Source organism: Variovorax sp. J31P179, assembly GCF_030316985.1.
Classification (GTDB): domain Bacteria; phylum Pseudomonadota; class Gammaproteobacteria; order Burkholderiales; family Burkholderiaceae_C; genus Variovorax; species Variovorax ginsengisoli_B.
In genome coordinates this window covers 35,374-54,853 of sequence record NZ_JASZYL010000020.1, presented here as the reverse complement: position 1 = coordinate 54,853, position 19,480 = coordinate 35,374, and the positions used below count along the sequence as shown (strand labels likewise).

The 19,480-nt window shown below is 68.6% G+C and carries 15 protein-coding genes; 4 read left to right on the top strand and 11 right to left on the bottom strand.

Features of this window, described 5'->3' with window-relative positions:
• The first annotated feature begins 103 nt into the window (after window positions 1–103).
• Both QTI17_RS31850 and QTI17_RS31845 read left to right on the top strand, forming a co-directional pair.
• Window positions 104–1,081, top strand: a complete 978-nt coding sequence (locus QTI17_RS31850) for a tripartite tricarboxylate transporter substrate binding protein (protein ID WP_286527026.1) — start codon at window positions 104–106, stop codon at window positions 1,079–1,081.
• A 7-nt stretch (window positions 1,082–1,088) separates the two neighbouring features.
• Window positions 1,089–2,264, top strand: a complete 1,176-nt coding sequence (locus tag QTI17_RS31845) for a M20 aminoacylase family protein (RefSeq protein ID WP_286527025.1) — start codon at window positions 1,089–1,091, stop codon at window positions 2,262–2,264.
• Between the two features lie 23 nt (window positions 2,265–2,287).
• Here the strand turns inward: QTI17_RS31845 and QTI17_RS31840 are convergent, their stop codons facing one another.
• The 3 genes from QTI17_RS31840 to QTI17_RS31830 are packed head-to-tail and all read right to left on the bottom strand — an operon-like array spanning window position 2,288 to window position 5,602.
• Window positions 2,288–3,619, bottom strand: coding sequence for an MFS transporter (locus tag QTI17_RS31840; protein WP_286537896.1), 1,332 nt, complete (start codon window positions 3,617–3,619; stop codon window positions 2,288–2,290).
• Between the two features lie 48 nt (window positions 3,620–3,667).
• The gene (locus QTI17_RS31835) at window positions 3,668–4,783 is read right to left on the bottom strand and encodes a M14 family metallopeptidase (protein ID WP_286537895.1); all 1,116 of its coding nucleotides are present in this window, start codon (window positions 4,781–4,783) and stop codon (window positions 3,668–3,670) included.
• A 24-nt stretch (window positions 4,784–4,807) separates the two neighbouring features.
• Window positions 4,808–5,602, bottom strand: a complete 795-nt coding sequence (locus tag QTI17_RS31830) for a gamma-glutamyl-gamma-aminobutyrate hydrolase family protein (protein ID WP_286537894.1) — start codon at window positions 5,600–5,602, stop codon at window positions 4,808–4,810.
• Here QTI17_RS31830 and QTI17_RS31825 point away from each other — a divergent pair.
• Complete coding sequence (locus QTI17_RS31825) at window positions 5,601–6,683, top strand: LysR family transcriptional regulator (protein WP_286537892.1); 1,083 nt, start codon at window positions 5,601–5,603, stop codon at window positions 6,681–6,683. The genes QTI17_RS31830 and QTI17_RS31825 overlap by 2 nt on opposite strands.
• A 125-nt stretch (window positions 6,684–6,808) precedes the next feature.
• Window positions 6,809–8,485 (top strand): electron transfer flavoprotein-ubiquinone oxidoreductase, encoded by a 1,677-nt coding sequence (locus QTI17_RS31820; protein WP_286537891.1) that lies wholly within the window; start codon window positions 6,809–6,811, stop codon window positions 8,483–8,485.
• Between the two features lie 154 nt (window positions 8,486–8,639).
• On the opposite strand, the gene QTI17_RS31815 is transcribed toward QTI17_RS31820, so the two are convergent.
• The 8 genes from QTI17_RS31815 to cheZ all read right to left on the bottom strand — a co-directional run bounded on the left by QTI17_RS31815 (window position 8,640) and on the right by cheZ (window position 19,477).
• A complete protein-coding gene (locus tag QTI17_RS31815) occupies window positions 8,640–10,007 on the bottom strand; it encodes a hypothetical protein (RefSeq protein WP_286537889.1) in 1,368 nt (455 codons plus the stop codon).
• A 117-nt stretch (window positions 10,008–10,124) separates the two neighbouring features.
• Window positions 10,125–11,228 carry a porin gene (locus QTI17_RS31810; protein WP_286537888.1) on the bottom strand — a complete coding sequence of 368 codons (1,104 nt, stop codon included), beginning with the start codon at window positions 11,226–11,228 and terminating at the stop codon, window positions 10,125–10,127.
• A gap of 83 nt (window positions 11,229–11,311) precedes the next feature.
• Window positions 11,312–12,046, bottom strand: a complete 735-nt coding sequence (locus QTI17_RS31805) for an RNA polymerase sigma factor FliA (RefSeq protein ID WP_286537886.1) — start codon at window positions 12,044–12,046, stop codon at window positions 11,312–11,314.
• Window positions 12,047–12,087: 41 nt separating this feature from the next.
• On the bottom strand, window positions 12,088–12,969 hold the full coding sequence (locus QTI17_RS31800; RefSeq protein ID WP_286537885.1) for a P-loop NTPase family protein: 882 nt from the start codon (window positions 12,967–12,969) through the stop codon (window positions 12,088–12,090).
• A 10-nt stretch (window positions 12,970–12,979) separates the two neighbouring features.
• Window positions 12,980–15,481, bottom strand: coding sequence for a flagellar biosynthesis GTPase FlhF (flhF, locus tag QTI17_RS31795; RefSeq protein ID WP_286537884.1), 2,502 nt, complete (start codon window positions 15,479–15,481; stop codon window positions 12,980–12,982).
• Window positions 15,482–15,483: 2 nt separating this feature from the next.
• A complete protein-coding gene (gene flhA, locus QTI17_RS31790; protein WP_286537882.1) occupies window positions 15,484–17,580 on the bottom strand; it encodes a flagellar biosynthesis protein FlhA in 2,097 nt (698 codons plus the stop codon).
• On the bottom strand, window positions 17,577–18,716 hold the full coding sequence (gene flhB, locus QTI17_RS31785) for a flagellar biosynthesis protein FlhB (protein WP_286537880.1): 1,140 nt from the start codon (window positions 18,714–18,716) through the stop codon (window positions 17,577–17,579). The genes flhA and flhB overlap by 4 nt, the downstream gene beginning before the upstream one ends.
• A 119-nt stretch (window positions 18,717–18,835) precedes the next feature.
• Window positions 18,836–19,477 (bottom strand): protein phosphatase CheZ, encoded by a 642-nt coding sequence (gene cheZ, locus QTI17_RS31780; protein WP_286537879.1) that lies wholly within the window; start codon window positions 19,475–19,477, stop codon window positions 18,836–18,838.
• Window positions 19,478–19,480 lie beyond the last annotated feature (3 nt).

The window sequence follows — 19,480 nt, the reverse complement described above, 5'->3', positions numbered from 1 at the left end:
GCGGACAACAATGCATTGGATGTTCTCACGCGGCGCTCCTACGATGCAAGCGCGTCCCCGCTCCGAGGGACGGCCCCACAGCCCAAACGTCATCAGGAACCCCATGAAGACCTTCTTCCAACGTTCGATCGCCGGCCTGCTGCTGCTGGCCGCAGGCGCCGCGTTCTCCCAGAACTACCCGAGCAAGCCGATCAGCCTGATGGTGCCGTACCCCGCGGGCGGCCCTTCGGATGCCGCGGCCCGGATCTTCACCGCGCCGCTGGGCAAGGAGCTGGGCCAGCAGGTGATCGTCGACAACCTCGGCGGCGTGTCCGGCGCGCTGGCGGCGCAGAAGGTGCTCGCGGCGCCCGCCGACGGCTACTACCTGTTCCAGGGCTCCCCCAACGAGGTCATCCTGGCACCGCTGGCCAACGCCGCGGTCAAGCTCAAGGCCGAGGACTTCCGCCTTGTCCATCCGGTGACCGACGCCGTGATGGTGGTGGTCGCGCGCAAGGACCTCCCGGCCAACAACATCGACGAACTGATCGCGCTGGCGCGCAAGAACGCCGACAAGCCGCTGACCTACGGCAGCGTGGGCATCGGTTCGCTCTACCACCTGATCCTCGAGGACGTCCAGAAACGCACCGGCATCCAGCTGATCCATGCGCCGTACAAGGGCAACGCGCCGCTGCTGACCGACATCGGCGGCGGCCAGGTCGACTTCGCGGTGCTGGTCTACAGCGCCGGCATGGGCGCGATGGCCGACCAGGGCCGGCTCAAGGTGATCGGCCAGCTCGGCGCCCAGCGCTCGGAGCTCTTGAAGAACGTGCCCACGGTCAGCGAAGGCAAGGAACTGAAGGATTTCGCGTTCCAGATCTGGAGCGGGTTCATGGTGCCGAAGAACACGCCCGAAGACGTGGTGCAGCGCCTGCACAAGGCCATCGGCGCCACCTTGAAGGACCCTGGCGTGCGCGCGCAGCTGGCGGCCCAGACCCAGTTGGCAGCGCCGCCGATGACGCTGGCCGAGGCGGCCAAGTTTTACGAAGCCGAGACCGCGCGCTATCGTGCGATCGCCAAGTCGATCAACCTGCAACCGCAATGAGGCCCCGATGAGCGCACTCCTCGATCACATGCACAGCCAGTCGGATGAATTCATCGGGCTGCGGCGCGACATCCACCACCACCCCGAGCTCGCCTTCGACGAGCACCGCACCTCGGCCCTGGTGGCCGAGAAGCTGCAGGCCTGGGGCTACGAGGTCGAGCGCGGGCTCGGCGGCACCGGCGTCGTCGGCCGGCTGGTGCGCGGTGACGGACGACGACGCCTCGGCCTGCGAGCCGACATGGACGCCCTGCCGATCGACGAGGCCACCGGGCTCGGCTATGCCAGCTGCAATGCCGGCGTGATGCATGCGTGCGGCCACGACGGCCACACCGCGATGCTGCTGGCCGCGGCGCGCCATCTCGCCGAGCGGGGCCGATTCTCGGGCACGCTGAACCTGATCTTCCAGCCGGCCGAGGAAGGCGGCGGCGGCGCGGTCAAGATGATGGAGGACGGCCTGTTCGACAAGTACCCGTGCGACGCCATCTTCGCGATGCACAACATGCCGGGCATGCCGCAGGGCCGCCTGGTGCTGCGCGAGGGCCCGACGATGGCTTCGTCGGACTACGCCACGGTCACCCTCACGGGCGTCGGCGGCCATGGCGCGATGCCGCACCGGGCGGCCGACCCCGTGGTCGCCGCGGCCAGCATCGTGATGGCGCTGCAGACCGTGGTGTCGCGCAACGTCGATCCGCTGCAGATGGCGGTGGTCACGGTCGGCGCGATCCATGCCGGCAAGGCCAACAACGTGATCCCGCAGCAGGCCACGCTGGAGATCAGCATCCGCGCACTCGACCGCGAGGTGCGGGCCACGCTCGAACGGCGCGTGAAGGCACTGATCGCCGCGCAGGCCGAGAGCTTCGGCGTCAGGGCGCAAGTCGATTGGCGGCCGGGCTATGCGGTGCTCGTCAACACGCCCGAAGAGACCGCCTTCGCGCGCGAAGTGGCGCTGGAGCTGGTGGGTGCCGACCAGGTCACGCTGCAGGGCCCGGCGCTGCCGGGCAGCGAGGACTTCGCCTTCATGCTCGAGAAGCTGCCGGGCAGCTACCTGTTCATCGGCAACGGCGATGGCGACAGTGCCGGCGCCTGCATGGTGCACAACCCGGGCTACGACTTCAACGACGACAACGTGGCGATCGGCTCGGCCTACTGGGCGCTGCTGACCGAGCGCTTCCTGGCGGCCTGACGAAGTCGCCCGACCGACAGCCGCTACTTCGTCACATCGACATCGCGCGACTCGGGCAGCATCCACATGGCGACCACGCTGATCGCGCACATCGCAACCACGTAGTAGGCCGGGGCCATCGGATTTCGCGTCACGGCGATCAGCCAGGTCACGACGAACTGGGTGGTGCCGCCGAACACCGAGGTGCCGATCGCGTAGACCAGCGACAGGCCCGTGCTTCGCACCGCGATGGGCAGGAGTTCCGGAACGGTCACCAGCCCCGCGGCGCCGAACATCGCCGTCAGCGCAGCCAGGATCGCGGACACCACCAGCAACGTGGTGGCGCCGGGTGCACCCGACAGCCACATGAACAGCGGCACGATCGACAACATCAGAACGATGCGGGGCAGCTGGTTGGTGACCTTTCTGCCGTAGCGGTCGCACAGGAGGCCACCGACCAGGGCGAAGGCAAACGTCATGACGCCGCCCATCAGCACGCTGCCCTGCGCCAGCGCCGGCGGCAGCTTCAGCACCTGGACCGCGTAGGTGACCATGTAGTTGCCGACCTGCGACGCCACCGCCGTCGCTGCCATGAGCAGCACGCCCAGCACCAGAACGCGGCGGTGCTTGCTGAACACCGAGCCGACGATCTGCGCGCCGGTGCGTTCCCCGCTGCCTTCGTGTGTTTCGGGAAGGCTGCGGCGAATGTAGAGCGCAATGGGAATGAGCACCAGGCTGAACAGGAACGGCACGCGCCAGCCCCACGACGAGAGCTGCTCCTGCGTGAGCACCAGCGACAGCGCGACGCCGAAGGTCCCGCCCACCGCGACGGCGAGCCCCTGGCTGGCGATCTGCCAGCTCGAATAGAAACCGCGCCGTCCGGGCGGCGCCGCTTCGAGCAGCAGCGCGGTGGCCGGCCCCACCTCGCCACCGAGCGCCAGGCCCTGCAGCAAGCGGCAGAACACGACGATCACCGGTGCCGCGATGCCGATGCTCGCGTAGCTGGGCGTCGCAGCCAGGCCCAGCGTGCCGACGGTGATCAGCGCCACGGTCAGGATCATGGCCGGCTTGCGCCCGGCCCGGTCGGCAAAGGCGCCGATCAACACGCCGCCCAGCGGCCGCGTGAAGAACCCGACCCCGAACGTGGCCACCGCCACCAGCAAGCTGCCGAACTCCCCGCTGACCGGGAAGAAGGTGCGGCCGATGTAGACGGCGAAGTAGGCGTAGATGACGAAATCGTAGAACTCGAGGGCATTGCCCGCGACGGCTGCCGCGACGGACTTGCGGCTGATGGCGGTCTTGGCGACGGGCTGCGCGCTGCGCGCAGCCGTGGCGGCCTGGGGCAGGCCGGCGGGATTCAGGGTGGACGCGTTCATGGGGTGTTCCGTGGTTCGTTCGGGGTCGAGATCGAGAACGGACGCGCGTCAGGCCAGCATGGCCTGGGACGCGTCTTCCTGCAAGCCTTCGAGTGCGCTCAGGCAGGCTTGCGAAGCCTGTTGCCATACCGCGCGCTTCCAGTCGGCGGCGTCGGGATAGAACGCATCCTTGAGCGCCCGCTTGATGGCGGCGGACCGGGCCGCGTCGGTGTCGCCGTGCCGGTGCAGCCAATGCTCGGCACGCAAGGCGCCGGTGACACGCTCGCTCGGCCAGGTGCCGTACTCCAGGCATATGCCCACGTGCTGCGCGCCCCGGCACTCCTCGGTGATCGCGGTCTGGATCGGTCCGGTCAGCGGAATGCTGGTCGAGGTGCCGGTCGTGACCGAAGTCAGTTCGCCCCACCACCGTTCGGCCCGCACGAGCACGGCCGGGTCGTCGTCGAAGCTCGCGAAGATGCGCTCGCCGACGCCGTAGGCGCCGAGACCGGTGTGGATGTCGATCGAGGCCAGTTGGCGCACCTTCGGCGCGTGACGCTTCAGGATGCGGCGGAAGGTGTCGTTGCTCCAGGTCGGCCGATGGCCCCCGAAGAACATGCCGTCGGCGAAGCCGTGCTGGCCCAGGCTCATGGCCCGTTGCAGGCCGCGCGCGCCATGCCGATCGCGGTAGGCCGCGAGCGCGGCTTCGACCTCGGCCTCCGGCGGCCAGGCGGCCGGCAGCAGGAGTTCGTGGATCTCCGCATAGCCGGGATTGACCGGCAAGGGCTTGGCGAAGTCGACGAAGTTCCGGTTGAGGTCGACGTTCTCCTGCGTGACGCGACGCAGATGCGAGAAGCCGAAGGGATTGATCGCATGGACGTGCAGCACTGCCGTGTCGCGCAAGGCATCGGCGCCCTGGTGGGCAGCCAGCAGCATCCCGGTCTGGACTGCCGATCCGCAGAAGCCCTCGACGCCATGGACGCCGCTGATCACCAGCAGCATCCTCGATGCATCGGCCGGGCCGTCGAGGACGACGTCCGTGGCCAGCGTTTCGCCGTCGGCGCCGACGAGTTCCAGTTCATGGGACTCGACCGGCAGGCCGCGCCGCGCGGCGGCGCTCAGGAATTTCTCCCGTGCTTCGGCATAGCTGTGGCTGAAGAGCCCGTCGATCCAGGCATTGTTTTCCATATGTCTCCGTCAGTTCGTTGTGGGTCAGGGGGATGGGGCGAGGCGCTGCTGCTGTCGCAGCCGGCAGGCGTCGCCGAAGGCCTCGAAGATGGCGCGCGCGAACGCGCTGTCGCCGGTGCGCATCTCGGGATGCCACTGCACGGCCAGCGTGAACTGGGCGGCGTCCGCGATGGAGAAGGCTTCGACCAGTCCGTCGGGCGCCCTGGCCTCGACCCGCAAGCCGGCGCCCAGTCGGTCGATGCCCTGGTGGTGCAGCGAATTCACCCGGGTCCGGGTACTGCCGGCCAATCGGGCCAGCAGGCCGCCTTCGACGAGGTGGAGGTCGTGGCTATCGTCGTACCAGCGCTCGATCGGGCGATCGTGATCGCCCTCGCGGTGGTCGAGCCTGCCGATCTGCTCGTGCACGGCGGGCTCCAGCGTGCCGCCCCAGGCGACATTGATCTCCTGGAAGCCGCGGCACACGGCCAGCACGGGCACGCCGGCCGAGACCAGCGCCGGCAGCAGCGGCAGGATGGCGGCATCGCGGTCATGGTCGAGCAGCATCTCGCGGTGCGGCAGCGGCAGGCCATAGCGCGCCGGAGCCACATTGGAAGGGCTGCCGGTGAGGACGATGCCGTCGATCGACGCCGCCAGCGTAGCGGCCAGCTGCCCGCCCGCCACGGCGGGCAGCACCAGCGGAAGCGCGCGCGAGACTTCGCCGACCGCGTGAACGTAGCCATGCAGGGCGGCATGCGCCGGATGGCCGTGGCGCTCGACCCGGTCGGACGAAATGACGACGACGGGTCGCAGGCTGGTGGACGGATGCGGGAGGTTTTTCATGGCGAATGGCTGGGCTGCGGAAGGCAGTCTAGGAATTCGCCGAGCTTGCGTAAATTGCATAATATTCAGCTTCAACTTGCAGGATCTGCAAGCCAAGGCTGAAATGAACATCCGGCAACTGAGGCATTTCCTGGCCGTCATCGACCTCGGCTCGCTGAGCGCCGCCGCCGAGGCGGTGCACCTGAGCCAACCTGCGCTGTCGCGCAGCCTGCGGGCGCTCGAGAACGTCCTGCGAGTGCCGCTGTTCGACCGGCAGGACCGGCGCTTGCGCCCGACGCCCTATGCCCTCGCCTACGTGGAGCGCGCGCGGCGGATCGTGTTCGACGACAACGAAGGGGCGCGCTCCCTGGCGCTCATGCGCGAAGGCGAACTCGGATCGCTGGCGCTCGGCATGGGCTCGTCGATCGCCAGGTTCCTGCTCGCGCCGCTGATGCTGGAGATGCTCGACAAGGCGCCGGGGCTGCGTGTCAGCGCCATGGTCCAGAGCACCGACGTGCTGCACGAGGCCTTGCGGAAGGAGCGGCTCGATTTCTTCATCGGCGACGTCCGCATCGCCCGGCGCGAGCGCGACATGGTGACCGAGCCGATCTACCCGTGCACCTTCGGCTGGTTCGCGCGCGCGGCGCATCCGCTCTCGGCCAGGCGCAACGTGACGATGGCCGATCTCGCTGCCTATCCGCTCATTGCCGCGGGCTATGCCGACGAATCCGTCGAGCGCAGGATCGCGGACCTGTATGGCCTCGGCATGCCTATCAGCGACCACTTCGCGCTCAGCACCAGCGATCTCGGCACCGTCCACGCGCTGCTGGCATCCAGCGATGCCGTCACGCCATCGACCGCCATCGCCGTGCTCGATCCGCTGAAGGCCGGCGTCGTGGTTCCGATCGACGTGACGCCGCGGCTCGACCTGGACTTGACGCTCGGAATCGTCCATCGTGCCGGCCGCACGCTGGTGCCTGCAGCTGCGCGGGCGTTCGACTTCGTCCGCGCGAGCTTTGCGAATGCGGCCGGCGAGCTCGCGCGCCTGGAGGCAAGGCCAGGCCGCAGCGGGCGAGGCGATCGAGCGCGGCGAATACGCTGAATCACTTGGGGAACGGCTGGGCTCTGCAGTTCATCGGACGCTTCCCGCAGCGGCAAGGGATGCTTCCATACATTTCACGGAACAAGCGCGAGCAGGAACCCAGGCCGGCTTCCTAGACTGCGCCAATGAAGACCCCCACACACATTCTGGAATCGCACGGCCCGCGCGATTCCATGGATTGCGATGTCGTCATCGTCGGCGCCGGGCCGGCCGGCCTCGCGACCGCGATCCGTCTCAAGCAGATCGACAGCGACATCTCGGTGGTCGTGCTCGAGAAGGGCTCCGAAGCGGGTGCGCACATCCTCTCCGGTGCGGTCATGGACCCGCGCGCCATCCATGAACTCTTCCCCGACTGGCAGCAGCGCGGCGCGCCATTGAAGCAGCCGGTCACGCGCGACCAGCTCCTGGTGCTGTCCCGAACCAGCTTCGTCAGTACGCCGCAATGGCTGATGCCACGCAATTTCCAGAATCAAGGCTGCTACGTCATCAGCCTGGGCAACGTCGTGCGATGGCTGGCACAACAGGCCGAAGACCTCGGCGTCGAGATCTTTGCGGGCTTCGCAGCCTCTGAGCTTCTCTGTGACGATCAGAACCGCATCGTCGGCGTCGCGACCAACCACGTGGGCATCGACAAGGTCGGCCAGCCGACGGAACAGTTCCAGCTCGGCATGGAACTGCGCGGCAAGTACACCGTGTTCGCCGAAGGCGCCCGCGGCCATCTGGGCAAGGAGCTGATCGACAAATACCGGCTTGCCGAGGGCAAGGATTGCCGGAGCTTCGCCATCGGACTCAAGGAACTTTGGGAGGTGGACCCCGCCAAGGCCGAGCCAGGGCTGGTCGTCCACACCGCCGGCTGGCCAATGGACCCGGGCACCTTCGGCGGCGGCTTCCTCTACCACCTCGAAGACAACAAGCTCACACTGGGCATGGTGGTCGGGCTCGACTATCGGAACCCTTTTCTGAGCCCGTTCGACGAGATGCAGCGATGGAAGACGCATCCGGCGATCCGCGCGCATCTGCAGGGCGGCAAGCGCATCGGCTACGGTGCCCGCGCGATCAACAACGGCACGCCGCAGGCCCTGCCAAAGACCATCTTCCCCGGGGGTGCGCTGGTCGGCTGCGATGCAGGCTACCTGAACGTCGCCCGCATCAAGGGCAGCCATGCCGCGATCAAGTCGGGGATGTTGTGCGCCGACGCGATCGCGGAAGCCTTGTCGGCAGGACGCGCCCACGACGAACTCGCGGCCTATCCGGCCGCGTTCGAAGCCAGCTGGCTCTCGGACGAGTTGAAACAGGCCCGCAACTTCAAGCTCTGGTACAAGAAGGGCGACCTGGTCGGCAAGTTCATGACGGGTGTCGAGCAATGGTTGCTGCCGAAAATCGGCGTTTCGAGTCCGCCGTGGACGCTGCACAACCGCAGCCCCGATCACGCGAGCCTGCGGCCTGCCGACCAATGCGTCGCCATCGATTATCCCAAGCCAGATGGCGCGATCAGCTTCGACAAACCATCGTCGGTGTTCATCAGCAACACCAATCATGAAGAGAACCAGCCCGCGCATCTGCTGATCAAGAATACGGCCATTCCGGTGTCGGTCAATCTGGCGAAATTCGCAGGCCCGGAGACCCGCTACTGCCCCGCAGGCGTCTACGAATTCACCCGCGACCCGCATGGCGCCGATCAACTCGTGATCAACGCGCAAAACTGCGTGCACTGCAAGACCTGCGACATCAAGGATCCGACCCAGAACATCATCTGGAGCAGCCCTGAGGGCGGCGGCGGCCCGAACTACGCGGCAATGTAGTTTCCGGCCGCTTCGCCGATCAGAAGAATCCCGGCATGACCCCGACCCGCCATCCATGGATACAGTCGGCCCCGCCACGCCCCGTCGCTGCCGCTACTCACGCGGCCGCACGACCGCCAGATCGCCGCGCTGGCACTCCGGGCCGGCCGCGGCCTCAGTCCATCAAGCTGAGCTGCAGATAGCCGTTGGTGCCATGCGCGGGATCGTTGGCGCCGATGATGGCGAAGAGCTTGGCGCCCTGCATGGCGAAGTAGGTCGCGCCGGTGGTCGTGTTGGGCAGCAGGCGCATTCCTCTCGGTTGGCTGGTGCCCATCGGATAGAAGGTGTTGAAGGTCTGGACCACGCTGCCATCGGTCGCCACGCCGTTGCGCGTCGACGTGTTGTTGGCCGCAACCTGTACGCGGCCCCACGAGCCCGGCGTGGCAGAACCATAGCCGGTGCCGGCAGGCCAGGCCGTGCCCTCGGGCACGCCGATCCGGAACACGGCGGTGCGCGGGTCGCTCGCGGACTTGCCCGCGATCAGGAAGATCTTCTGGTCGCCAATGCGCGCGAGCGCGATGTTGGCGGTGTTCGAAGGCGTAGCCGCTTCGGTCATGGTCCACATGCCACTCGCGCTGCCGGGGGAGATCAGCCAGGTCTGCTGGTCAGCGGGCTGGCAGAGCTCGATCCGGGAGATGTTGGCGTCGTTGCAGCGCACCAGCTTCGTTCCCCCGGCCGAGATCTCGAACTGCGAGATGTCGGAGGTCTGGGTCGTCGGGCCGACGTCGATGCCGAAGCGGTTGTAGACGCCATCGAGCGCCGCCTGCTGCGTTTCGAGCGCCCGCGAGGCCAAGAAGGGCTGGATCGCGAAGGCCTCGTTCGCCGACTGGGTCACGGCGAAGGGGAATGCGCCGATCACGGTGTCCTGGTTGAGATGAAAGCGCGCCGTGTTCGCCGCCGTGGCAATCCGGGCGGACTGGAACACATAGGTGCCAGCCTCATTCGCATCCGCGGCAAAGCTGCCGCTGACGACGGCGTTGTTGCTGTCGGTCCAGCTGTAGGCGCCGGTGTCGAAGTTGAGTGCGAGGGTCTGCCGGGTGCCGTTGGTGGCGAAGGCCTTGTAGCTTCCGTTGCGCGCATCGCCGCCCGACACGGCGAACTGCAGCGACCTGGTGCTTGACGCATCGGCGCTTTCCGACGCGGTCACCGTGTAGGTGGCCGCCGAGGCGGTCTCGTTGACCAGCTGCGCGCTCCACTGGGTGGGCGTGCTGGCCAGGGCGTTGGCGGTGATGCCGGCCGGCGCACTGCTGCTGGTCCAGGAGACGTTCTGGCTCGGCGTGATCTCCACCTTGTCGCCGGGCTTCACGGCGTACAGGTCCGCGCTCTGGGCCGTCGCGGCCTGCCCGTTGATCTTCACCGAGGTGGTCAAGGCCGGCTTGGCGGCAAAGCCCGCCAGGCCTCCGCCGCCGCCGCCTCCACCGCCGCCACACGATGCCAAAGCCACCGCAGCCAGGATGCCTGCGGCAAGGTTCCACTTTCTCATTCGCTGGTCTCCACCAAGTTGTGTTGTTGTGTTTTCGAATGAAACACACTGTAACAAATTCTTGATGGCAAGCGCTGGCTGGCGGCCCCCCCGCCGCCCGGACGGAACCAGCCCCGATCAGAAGCTGTGGCGCAACCCGAGGTCGTACCCGTTCGAACTGCGGTCGGGCGCCGTGATCGAGCCGTTCAGGCCGACCGCCGAGCCGCCGCTGTTGCTCAGGTGCGAGTAGGTCGCATAGGCCACCGAGCGCTTCGAGAAACTGTAGACATAGCCCAGGGACAGCTTGCGCGCCGCCGGATCGCCGATGGCATCGGTGCCGTAGCGCGACCAGGCGAACTTGATCTGGTCGATGCCGACCGGCACGATGAAGCCGACCGCATAGCCGGTCGCGGTGACGGGCTGGAAGCTCTCGACCTTGTCGCGGTAGTAGCCGGCCGAGACCTCGACGATCTGGAAGTCGTAGCTGGCGCCGACATTGGTCGATCGGATGTCGCCGTTGGTCGGGGTCTGCTGGTAGTCGGTGAGGGCCGTCGCGACCGCGATCCCGAAGGGGCCCGAGCGCCAGCCCACGCGGCCGCTGAAGCCGGTGCCGTCGTCGGCGCCCGGCGTGTGCTTCTGGTTCTCGCCCATGAAGTACTGCACTTCGCCGAAGAAGCCGCCCAGGCCCGGCGGCAGGAAATAGCCCACCATGTTCGAGGCCCGGGGCGAAGTCGGCCCGGCGATCGAGCCGGCCTGCGGCTGGATCGTGCCGACGCCGTTGTTGTCGAAGGGATCGACGTCGGTGCGGTTGCGGTAGTGGGCCGTGAAATCGCGGCCCAGCCGCAGCTCGCCCCAGAGATCGAACAGGCTGACCGTGGAGCGACGGTTGAAGCTCAAGGCGTCGGCCGAGGTGACACCGCTCGCCTGGTTGTTGGTGTTGCCCGCGACCCCGGTGCCGGTGTCCAGGCTGACGCCCGCTTCGAGCCAGAAGCCCGCCCCCAGGCCGCCGCCCAGATCCTCGATGCCGCGAAAGCCGAGGCGCGAGGCGGTGTTGCCGCTGCTGATCAGCTGGGTCTTGGTGGCGATGCTGCCGCTGCCGTAGGCCACCGCCGCGTCGGCCACGCCGAACAGCGTGACGCTGCTGCCGGTGACCGGGCCCTGCACCTGGCTCGTCTGGGCGAAGGCCGCTCCCGAGGCGCACAAGGCACTCCCCGCGATGGCCGCAAGACTGGCTCTGTTCATTGGGCTGCTCCTCTGCGCATTGCGCACCCGCTCCGCCGGCGATGATAGACGAGCGATGCGCACCGGAGGCGACGATTTCGCGCCTAGAGGATGTCCTTCAGCCGGGCCCGCAGCCGGCTGATCGCCTGGCTGTGCAGCTGGCAGACCCGGCTCTGGCTCACTTCGAGGATGGCGCCGATCTCGCGCAGGTTCAGCTCCTCCTCGTAGTACAGGTTGAGCAGCAGCTGGTCGCGCTCGGGCAGCGCCGAGATGGCATCGATCAGCTGGTGGCGGAAGCCGCTCTCCATCAGCTGCTCGAGCGGGTCGTCGCTCGCGCCCTGGCCCTTGCGCGCCTGTTGCGCATGCAGGTCGAGGAAGGGGTTCTCGGCCTCGCCCTTGGCGAAGTCCTCGACATAGACCAGCTGGCAGCCCTGGATCTCCTGCAGCAGCGACTGGTAGGCCTCGAGGTCGATCTTCATCTCCTTCGCGATCTCCCCTTCGGTGGGCGCCCGGCCGAGCCGGTGCTCGAGCGCATGGACCGCCTTCTCGACCGCCCGCGCCGACTGGCGCAGCCCGCGAGAGCCCCAGTCGCTCGCGCGCAGCTCGTCGAGCATGGCGCCACGGATGCGCTGGCTCACGAAGGTCTCGAACTGCGCGCCCTTGTTGTCCTGGTAGCGGCTCGATGCGTCCAGCAGGCCCAGCATGCCGGCCTGGATCAGGTCGTCGAGCTCGACGCTCGCGGGCAGCTTGGCGATCATCTGCAGCGCGATGCGCCGGACCAGCGGCTGGTGCTGCGCCAGCAGGTGAGACTTCTCAATGGTGCCCTGTGCGGTGTACACGTGCGCTCCTTCGTTGCATGTCGGTTGTTCGGTTCGCCGGTTCAGGCGATGGCGGAGCGCGCCGCGGCCATCGCACGGCCCCGCGGCAGCTCGACCCGCGGCCCGTGCGATGGCGGCGCCACGGCGCGGGCGGGACGGGCCGCGGGCGCACGCGTGCGCCAGGGCCAGCCGCCCATGTCGACCGCGACGCGGCGGAAGTCGACCGCCGCCGCGCTGGCCGGGAAGGCCTCGACCACGCTCTGGCGCAGCCGGCGGGCGTCCGCCAGATGCGGATCGGCGCGCACCCACCCGGCCGCTTCCAGCGACACCGCGAGGTAGCGGCTGCCGGTGCTCGCGAGGTTGGTGGTGATCTGCTGCGCCTCCTCGGGCCCGGCCACGCCGTCGACCAGGAAGCGCAGCTGCTTCAGTCCATGCGCATAGTGCAGGCGCTTGATGCCCGCGTACGCCGAAGTGATCGACGCGGCGTTCGGCTGCAGCACCAGCAGCAGTTCGTCGGCTGCCTGGGCCAGCGCCGACAGCCGGCCTTCGCCGTCGATCCGGGCGGCGATCAGCACCACGCCGCCGCGGCACAGCAGGCGCGGATCGATCTCGGCATGCCGGTCGCCGAGCGGCGCCGGCAGCACGCCGACACCGCAGCCGGCCCGGGCGATCGCGCCCTCGCAGGTCAGCCGCCGGTCGGCCACGTCGGCCAGGTCGCCGAGCGGATCGATCGCCCAGGCGGCGCAAATCGCCGCTGCCGTCCCGCCGTGTTCGTCGAGCACCAGCACGTCCCTGCCCTGCTGGACAAGGGCCGCGCCGAGGTTCATGGCGGCCTCCGTGGCGCCGCCGCCCGGGCCCATGGCCGCGACCGCGACGACGCGCGTGGGCGTATGGGCCAGCAGGCGCCGCAATCCGTCGGCCTGATCTGCAACCAGCTTGGTCATGTGCGGCTCCTCAACCTTGCGGCGCCAGCACCCGGGCCGGCTGCGTCGGCGCGGTGGACTCGGTGCCCAGGGCCTCGAGCAGCATGAAGAGCTTGCCCACGCCGACATACAGCGCGTTGCCGGTCAGCGGCCGGCTCGAGCGCGCCGGGCGGCCCGAGAGCTGGTTCAGCAGCACCCGCGTGCGGTCGGCCCACTCGCCCCTGGCCTGCAGCAGCCGCCACACGGTGGTGCCCACCTGGCCGGCGATCAGCAGCCGCTTCATCATGTCCGGATCGCCCAGTTCGCCCATGCCGCCGATCAGCTGCACGCCCTGGCGCAGCAGGCGGAAGCAGGGATCGGCCTCGGCCGCCCAGCCCTGCCATTGCGCGAGCTGCTGCGCGCTCACCTCGCTGCCGAGGTTCGACAGCAGGTAGCTCTGGGCCAGGATCTTCTGGCCGCGTGCATCGAGGACGCGGGTGACGACGCAGCGCAGCAGCGGCAGCGCGCGCCGGTCGATCGTCGCCGAGGCGCCGAGGCGCAACAGCACCTCGGCCTGTGCCTCGCACTGCAGCGCGGGCTTGCCGCGGAAGCTCACGGGGCGCGCCGGGCCGAATTCGAGGCCGAGCCGGGCCAGCTTGCCCGGCGCTTCGGTCACGGGGTCGATCACCGCCGTCGCGCCGGGCGCGCGCGCCAGCCAGCGCTGGCCCTGGGCCTGCCACTCGACCATCGACTCGGGCATCGGCAGGCGCGGCAGCACGTGCACCAGCGTGCGGCCGAGCGACTGTTGGCGCAACCACTGGACCTGGCGCAGCCCCGGCTTGCGCCGCGTCTCCGCGCCCCCGGCCACCGCCGCCGTCGACAGCCACTGGTTGGGCGCCGCCAGCGGCAGGCCGCTGCGATCCGACAGCAGCAAGCTGCCCTGGCATTCGTAGGCGTCGCCGCCCTCGTCGGATCGCAGGCCGACCTGGCCCGAGAGCGCCAGCACGTGCGTCTCGCAGCCGGCCGCGACCTCGCTGCGCGCCTGCACCATCAGGTCCTCCAGCACGGCCTTCTGGCCAACCGCCTCGTCACCCGCGTTGCGCCACAGCCGGCGTGCGCCCTCGAAGCCGATCTGGGCACCGGCCAGCGCGCCGGCCGCGGTCGCCAGTTCCTGGGCATCGTGCGCCATGGCGCGGATCAGGTTCTGGTATTGCAGCCGCAGCCGCTCGGCCTCGGCCTGCGCCTGCACGACCTGGGCCGACGGCGCCGCGCCCGCGGCGTCGTCCTGCATGTCGGCCTCGGCCGGCACGAACAGGGGGTTGTGGCGGCGCGGCTGGAACACGCTGTCGACCAGCTGCGCGCGGTCCGCCAGCATGAGGTTCTCGGGCACCTTCTGCCCGCTGGAGATGTAGTGCACCGGCAGCCGGTGGCGGATGACGGTGTCGATCAGCGCGCCGGGATGGGTGGCCTCGTCGACCTTGGTGAAGATGCAGCCCGCCAGCTCGTTGCCGCCACCGCCGTTGCGATAGGCATGCACCACCTCGTTGAGGGTGTCGCCGTGGCTGGTGGCGTTGAGCAGCAGCAGCCGCTTGACCGGGCGGTGGCTGTTGCACAGCATCGCGATCTGGTCCGACACCGAGCGGTCGCGCTGGCTCATGCCGACCGTGTCGATCAGCACCATGTGCTTGTCGCGCAGGTCCTGCAGCACCAGGTGCAGGTCGGCCGCATCCTTGACCGCGAACACCGGCACGTCGAGGATCTGGCCGTAGATGCGCAGCTGCTCGTAGGCGCCGATGCGGTAGCTGTCGGTGGTCACCAGGGCCAGCTTGTCGGCACCGAAGCGCATCACGCAGCGCGCCGCCAGCTTGGCGGTGGTGGTGGTCTTGCCGACCCCGGTCGGGCCCATGAGCGCATACACGCCGCCTTGCGCGAGCAGGGCGTCCTCGTCCTCGTGCACCGGCACCGCGCGAATCAGTTCGGCACGCGCGAAGGCCATGCCTTCGGCGTAGCTCTGGCCGGTCGGGAGCTTCTCGAGCATGGCCTTCGACAGCTTGGCGCTGAAGCCGGCACCGAGCAAGGTGCGCAGCAGGCGGCCGCGCACCGGGTCCTGGCGCTGGCGGTCGTTCCAGACCACGCTGGCGAGCTGCTCCTCGAGCATGCCGCGCATCGAATGGAGCTCGTTCATGACCATGTCGGCCGGTGCGGGCGCAGCGGCGGGCGCGCGGGCCACGGGGGCGGCGGGCGCCGGCGCGACGGCCGGGGCGGCCACGGGCATCGCCATCGCCGGCAGCGCCGGCATTGCCGGGGCGACCGGCATCACCGGGGCGACCGGCGCTGCCGGCAGCGGCGCCCTGACAGGCACGACCGGCGCGGCACTCGCCACCGCCTGCGTCATCTCGCCTTCGACCATGGCGACGATCTCGACGCCCTCGGGTGTCGCGCGATGGTTCAGCACGATGGCTTCGGCACCGAGTGCCTCGCGGACCAGGCGCAGGGCTTCGCGGCTGGTCGCCGCGACGAATTTGCGGGCCGTGGTCCGCACGTCTGTAGACATGTTCAAACTCTTCCTCCGATGGTGGCGGTGATCTTGATGTTGCGAGAGTCAGGGATCTCTGCATGGGAGAGCACCTTGAGTTGCGGCAGGCTGCGGCGCAGGAAGCGCGACAGCAGCACGCGCAATGCGTGTTGGACGACCAGCACCGGCGCCAGGCCCATCTGCTCCTGGCGCACGATGGCGGCCTGCGCCTGGCGCAGCAGGTTGTCGGCCAGGCCGGGCTCGATGCCGCTGCTGCTGGTCATGGCCTGCTGCAGCACGCTGTCGAGCGAGCCGTCGAGCCCGATCACCTGCAGCTCGGCATCGCCCGGGAACAGCTGCTGCGTGATCGCGCGGCCCAGGGCCAGGCGGACCAGCGTCGTGAGTTCGGTCGCGTCCTTGACGGTCGGCGCATGCTCGGCCAGCACGTCGAGGATGGTGCGCATGTCGCGGATCGGCACCTCTTCCCCGAGCAGGTTCTGCAGCACCTTGTGCAGCGTGCTCAGCGAGATCAGCTTCGGCACCAGGTCCTCGGTCAGCTTCGGCGCCGTCTTGGCGATCTGGTCGAGCAGCTGCTGCACTTCCTGGCGGCCCAGCAGCTCGGCGGCATGGGTCTGGATCAGGTGGTTGAGGTGGGTCGCCATCACGGTGCAGGCATCGACCACCGTGTAGCCGTGGATCTGCGCCTGCTGGCGCAGGTTGCCGTCGATCCACACCGCCGGCAGGCCGAAGGCCGGGTCCTGGGTCGGCGTGCCGGGCAGGCTGCCCGTGACCTGTCCCGGGTTGATCGCCATCCACTGGTTCGGGAAGGCCTCGCCGCGCCCGATCTCCACCCCCTTCAGGCTGATGACATAGGTGTTCGGCTTGATCTCGAGGTTGTCGCGGATGTGAACCACCGGCACCAGGAAGCCGATCTCCTGCGCGATCTTCTTGCGGATGCTCTTGATGCGGCCGAGCAGCTCGCCCTGCTGCGACTGGTCGACCAGCGGGATCAGCCGGTAGCCGACCTCCATGCCGAGCGGATCGACCAGCGCGATGTCGTCCCAGCTGGCTTCGGCCGCCTCGGGGGCTGCCGGCAGCGCGGCCTGGGCCGCGGCGGCGGCTTTTTCGGCCGCCTGCTTCGGCTTGCGCTTGAGCAGGTTGTGGCCGAGCCAGGCGAGGCCGCCGGCGATGAGCAGGAAAGCCAGGTTCGGCATGCCCGGGATCAGGCCCATCAGGCCGATGATGCCGGCGGTCAGGAACAGCACCTGCGGGTTGGAGAACAGCTGGCCCGTGAGCTGGCTGCCGACGTCCTCGTCGGTGGTCACGCGCGAGACGATCACGCCGGCCGCGGTCGAGATCACCAGCGCCGGGATCTGCGCCACCAGGCCGTCGCCGATCGCCAGCAGCGTGTAGGTCTTGCCGGCGGTCGAGAAGTCGAGCCCGTGCTGTGCCACCCCGACCACCAGGCCGCCGATGATGTTGATGACCATGATCAGCAGGCCGGCCACCGCGTCGCCGCGCACGAACTTGCTGGCACCGTCCATCGAGCCGTAGAAGTCGGCCTCCTGCGCGACTTCGGTGCGGCGCTTGCGGGCGATGTCCTCGCCGATCAGCCCGGCGTTGAGGTCGGCGTCGATCGCCATCTGCTTGCCGGGCATGGCGTCGAGCATGAAGCGCGCGCCGACCTCGGCGATCCGGCCCGCACCCTTGGTGATCACCATGAAGTTGATCAGCACCAGGATGATGAAGACCATCACGCCGACCGCGAAGTTGCCGCCGACCAGGAAGTGGCCGAAGGCCTCGATCACCTTGCCGGCGGCATCGGGGCCGGTGTGGCCGTGCATCAGCACCACGCGGGTGGAGGCCACGTTGAGCGACAGCCGCAGCAGGGTCGAGAACAGCAGCACGGCGGGGAAGGCGGCGAAGTCGAGCGCCTTCATGGTGTACATGCTGACCAGCAGCACCATCACCGACAGCGCGATGTTGAAGGTGAACAGCAGGTCGAGCAGGAAGGCCGGCAGCGGCAGCACCATCATGCTCAGGATCATGATGATGAGAATCGGCCCGGCCAGTCCCTTGAACTGGTTGCCGGAGAAGAACTGCGTCGGCAGACGCATCAGGTTGGTCATCGCGTTCATACGGGCACGGTGTATTGAAGTTCGTCAGGAACCGCGACGTCGGTCGGCATGCGCGGCGCCTCGCCGCCTTCGGATTTCCAGCGCTTGAGCTGATAGACCCAGGCCAGCACCTCGGCCACGGCGGTGTAGAGGCCCGAGGGAATCTCGTCGCCCAGGCGGGTGTGCTTGTAGAGCGCCCGCGTGAGCGGCGGCGCCTCGAGGATCGCGACCTTGTTGTCGGCCGCGATCTCGCGGATGCGCTGCGCCACCAGGTCGGTGCCCTTGGCCACCACGCGCGGGGCGCGCATGTCGCCGTCGATGTACTTCAGCGCGACCGCGAAATGGGTCGGGTTGGTGACCACGATGTCCGCCTTCGGCACCTCGGCCATCATCCGGCGCTTGGCGATCGCCTGCTGCTGGCGGCGGATCTGGGCCTTGATGTGCGGGTCGCCTTCGCTTTCCTTGTGCTCCTGGCGCACGTCCTCGCGCGACATGCGCAGTTTCTTGTAGTAGGTCCAGAGCTGCCAGGGCACGTCGACCAGCGCCACCAGCACCAGCGCCGCCGCGATCAGGGCGCAGCTGCGCCCGACCAGCATGATGGTGTGCGGCAAGGCGGTCGACTCGGGCTGGCCGAGCAGCGCCATGACGTGCTCGAGGTCATCCATGATGACCAGGTAGGCGACGCCGCCGATCAGCAGCGACTTGGCGAGTGCCTTGATCAGCTCGGCCAGCGACTGGGTCGAGAACATGCGCGCGATGCCGGCCAGCGGGTCGAGCTTGCCGAAGTTCGGCGAGACCGCCTTGCCCGACAGCAGCCAGCCGCCGAGCATCATCGGCGCCACCACCGCGGCCACCACCATCATGGCGAACAGGGGGGCCATCGCCAGCAAGGTCTGCATCACCATCCAGGCGGTGCGGGCCAGCATCTGCTGGGGCTCGTAGGCGATGCCGCGCTCGAACTGCAGGCCGCGGCGCAAGGCGGCGCTGAGGCTGGCGCCGAGCGACTCGGCGGTGAACCAGAGCCCGCCGATGGCCGTCGACAGCATCACCAGCGTGGTCAGCTCGCGGGAGCGGGCCACATTGCCTTCCTCGCGCGCCTTTTCGAGGCGCCGCTCGGAGGCGGGTTCCGTTTTTTCGAGATCGCTTTCCTCAGCCATTCATGCTCCTGGAGCAGCAGGCGAGAAACGCCTGCACATGACTGATTATTCGATTCGGAGGGCCGGAACAATCGCCCGATCAAGAGCGCAATCGCCCTCCTTCTCGCTCGATCGAGGCCTCAGAAGCCAAGGCTCTCCAGCAGATCGTCGACCTGCGACTGGTCGGCCACCGCATCGGGATTGCCGGGCACGATCTGCGGGCCGTTCTGCAGGCTGTTGCTGACGATCTCCTGCCGCTTCTCGGCCGGCGAGTTGTCGATCAGCACCTGCAGCAGCTGGGTCTCGACGTCGTTGACCACTTCCATCATCTTCTTGATGACCTGGCCCGTCAGGTCCTGAAAGTCCTGCGCCATCAGGATTTCCATCAGCTGCGAGTTGATGGCATTGGTCTTCTGCGGCACGTCCTGCAGGAAGCCGCGCGTGTCCATCACGAGCTCGCGCGCATGGTCGAGCTCGATCGGGTCGGCGAACCACTCGTCCCAGCGCTTGCTCAGGCCCTTGGCGTCGCTCGCCAGCCCTTCCTGCAGCGGCTGCGCGACATCGATGGCATTGAGCGCGCGATGGGCCGCCCGCTCGGTGGTCGCGGCGACGTAGGCCAGCCGGTCGCGCGCATCGGGAATGGCCTGCGCCGCCTTGGCGACTTCCTTGTCGAGGCCCAGCTCGCGCAGTCCTTCGCGCAACTGACGCGTCAACTGCCCGATGCGGCCCAGCAACTCTTCAGCGGTGTTCCCTTGTTCGGCGTCGAACGCGTTCTTGCTCATGGC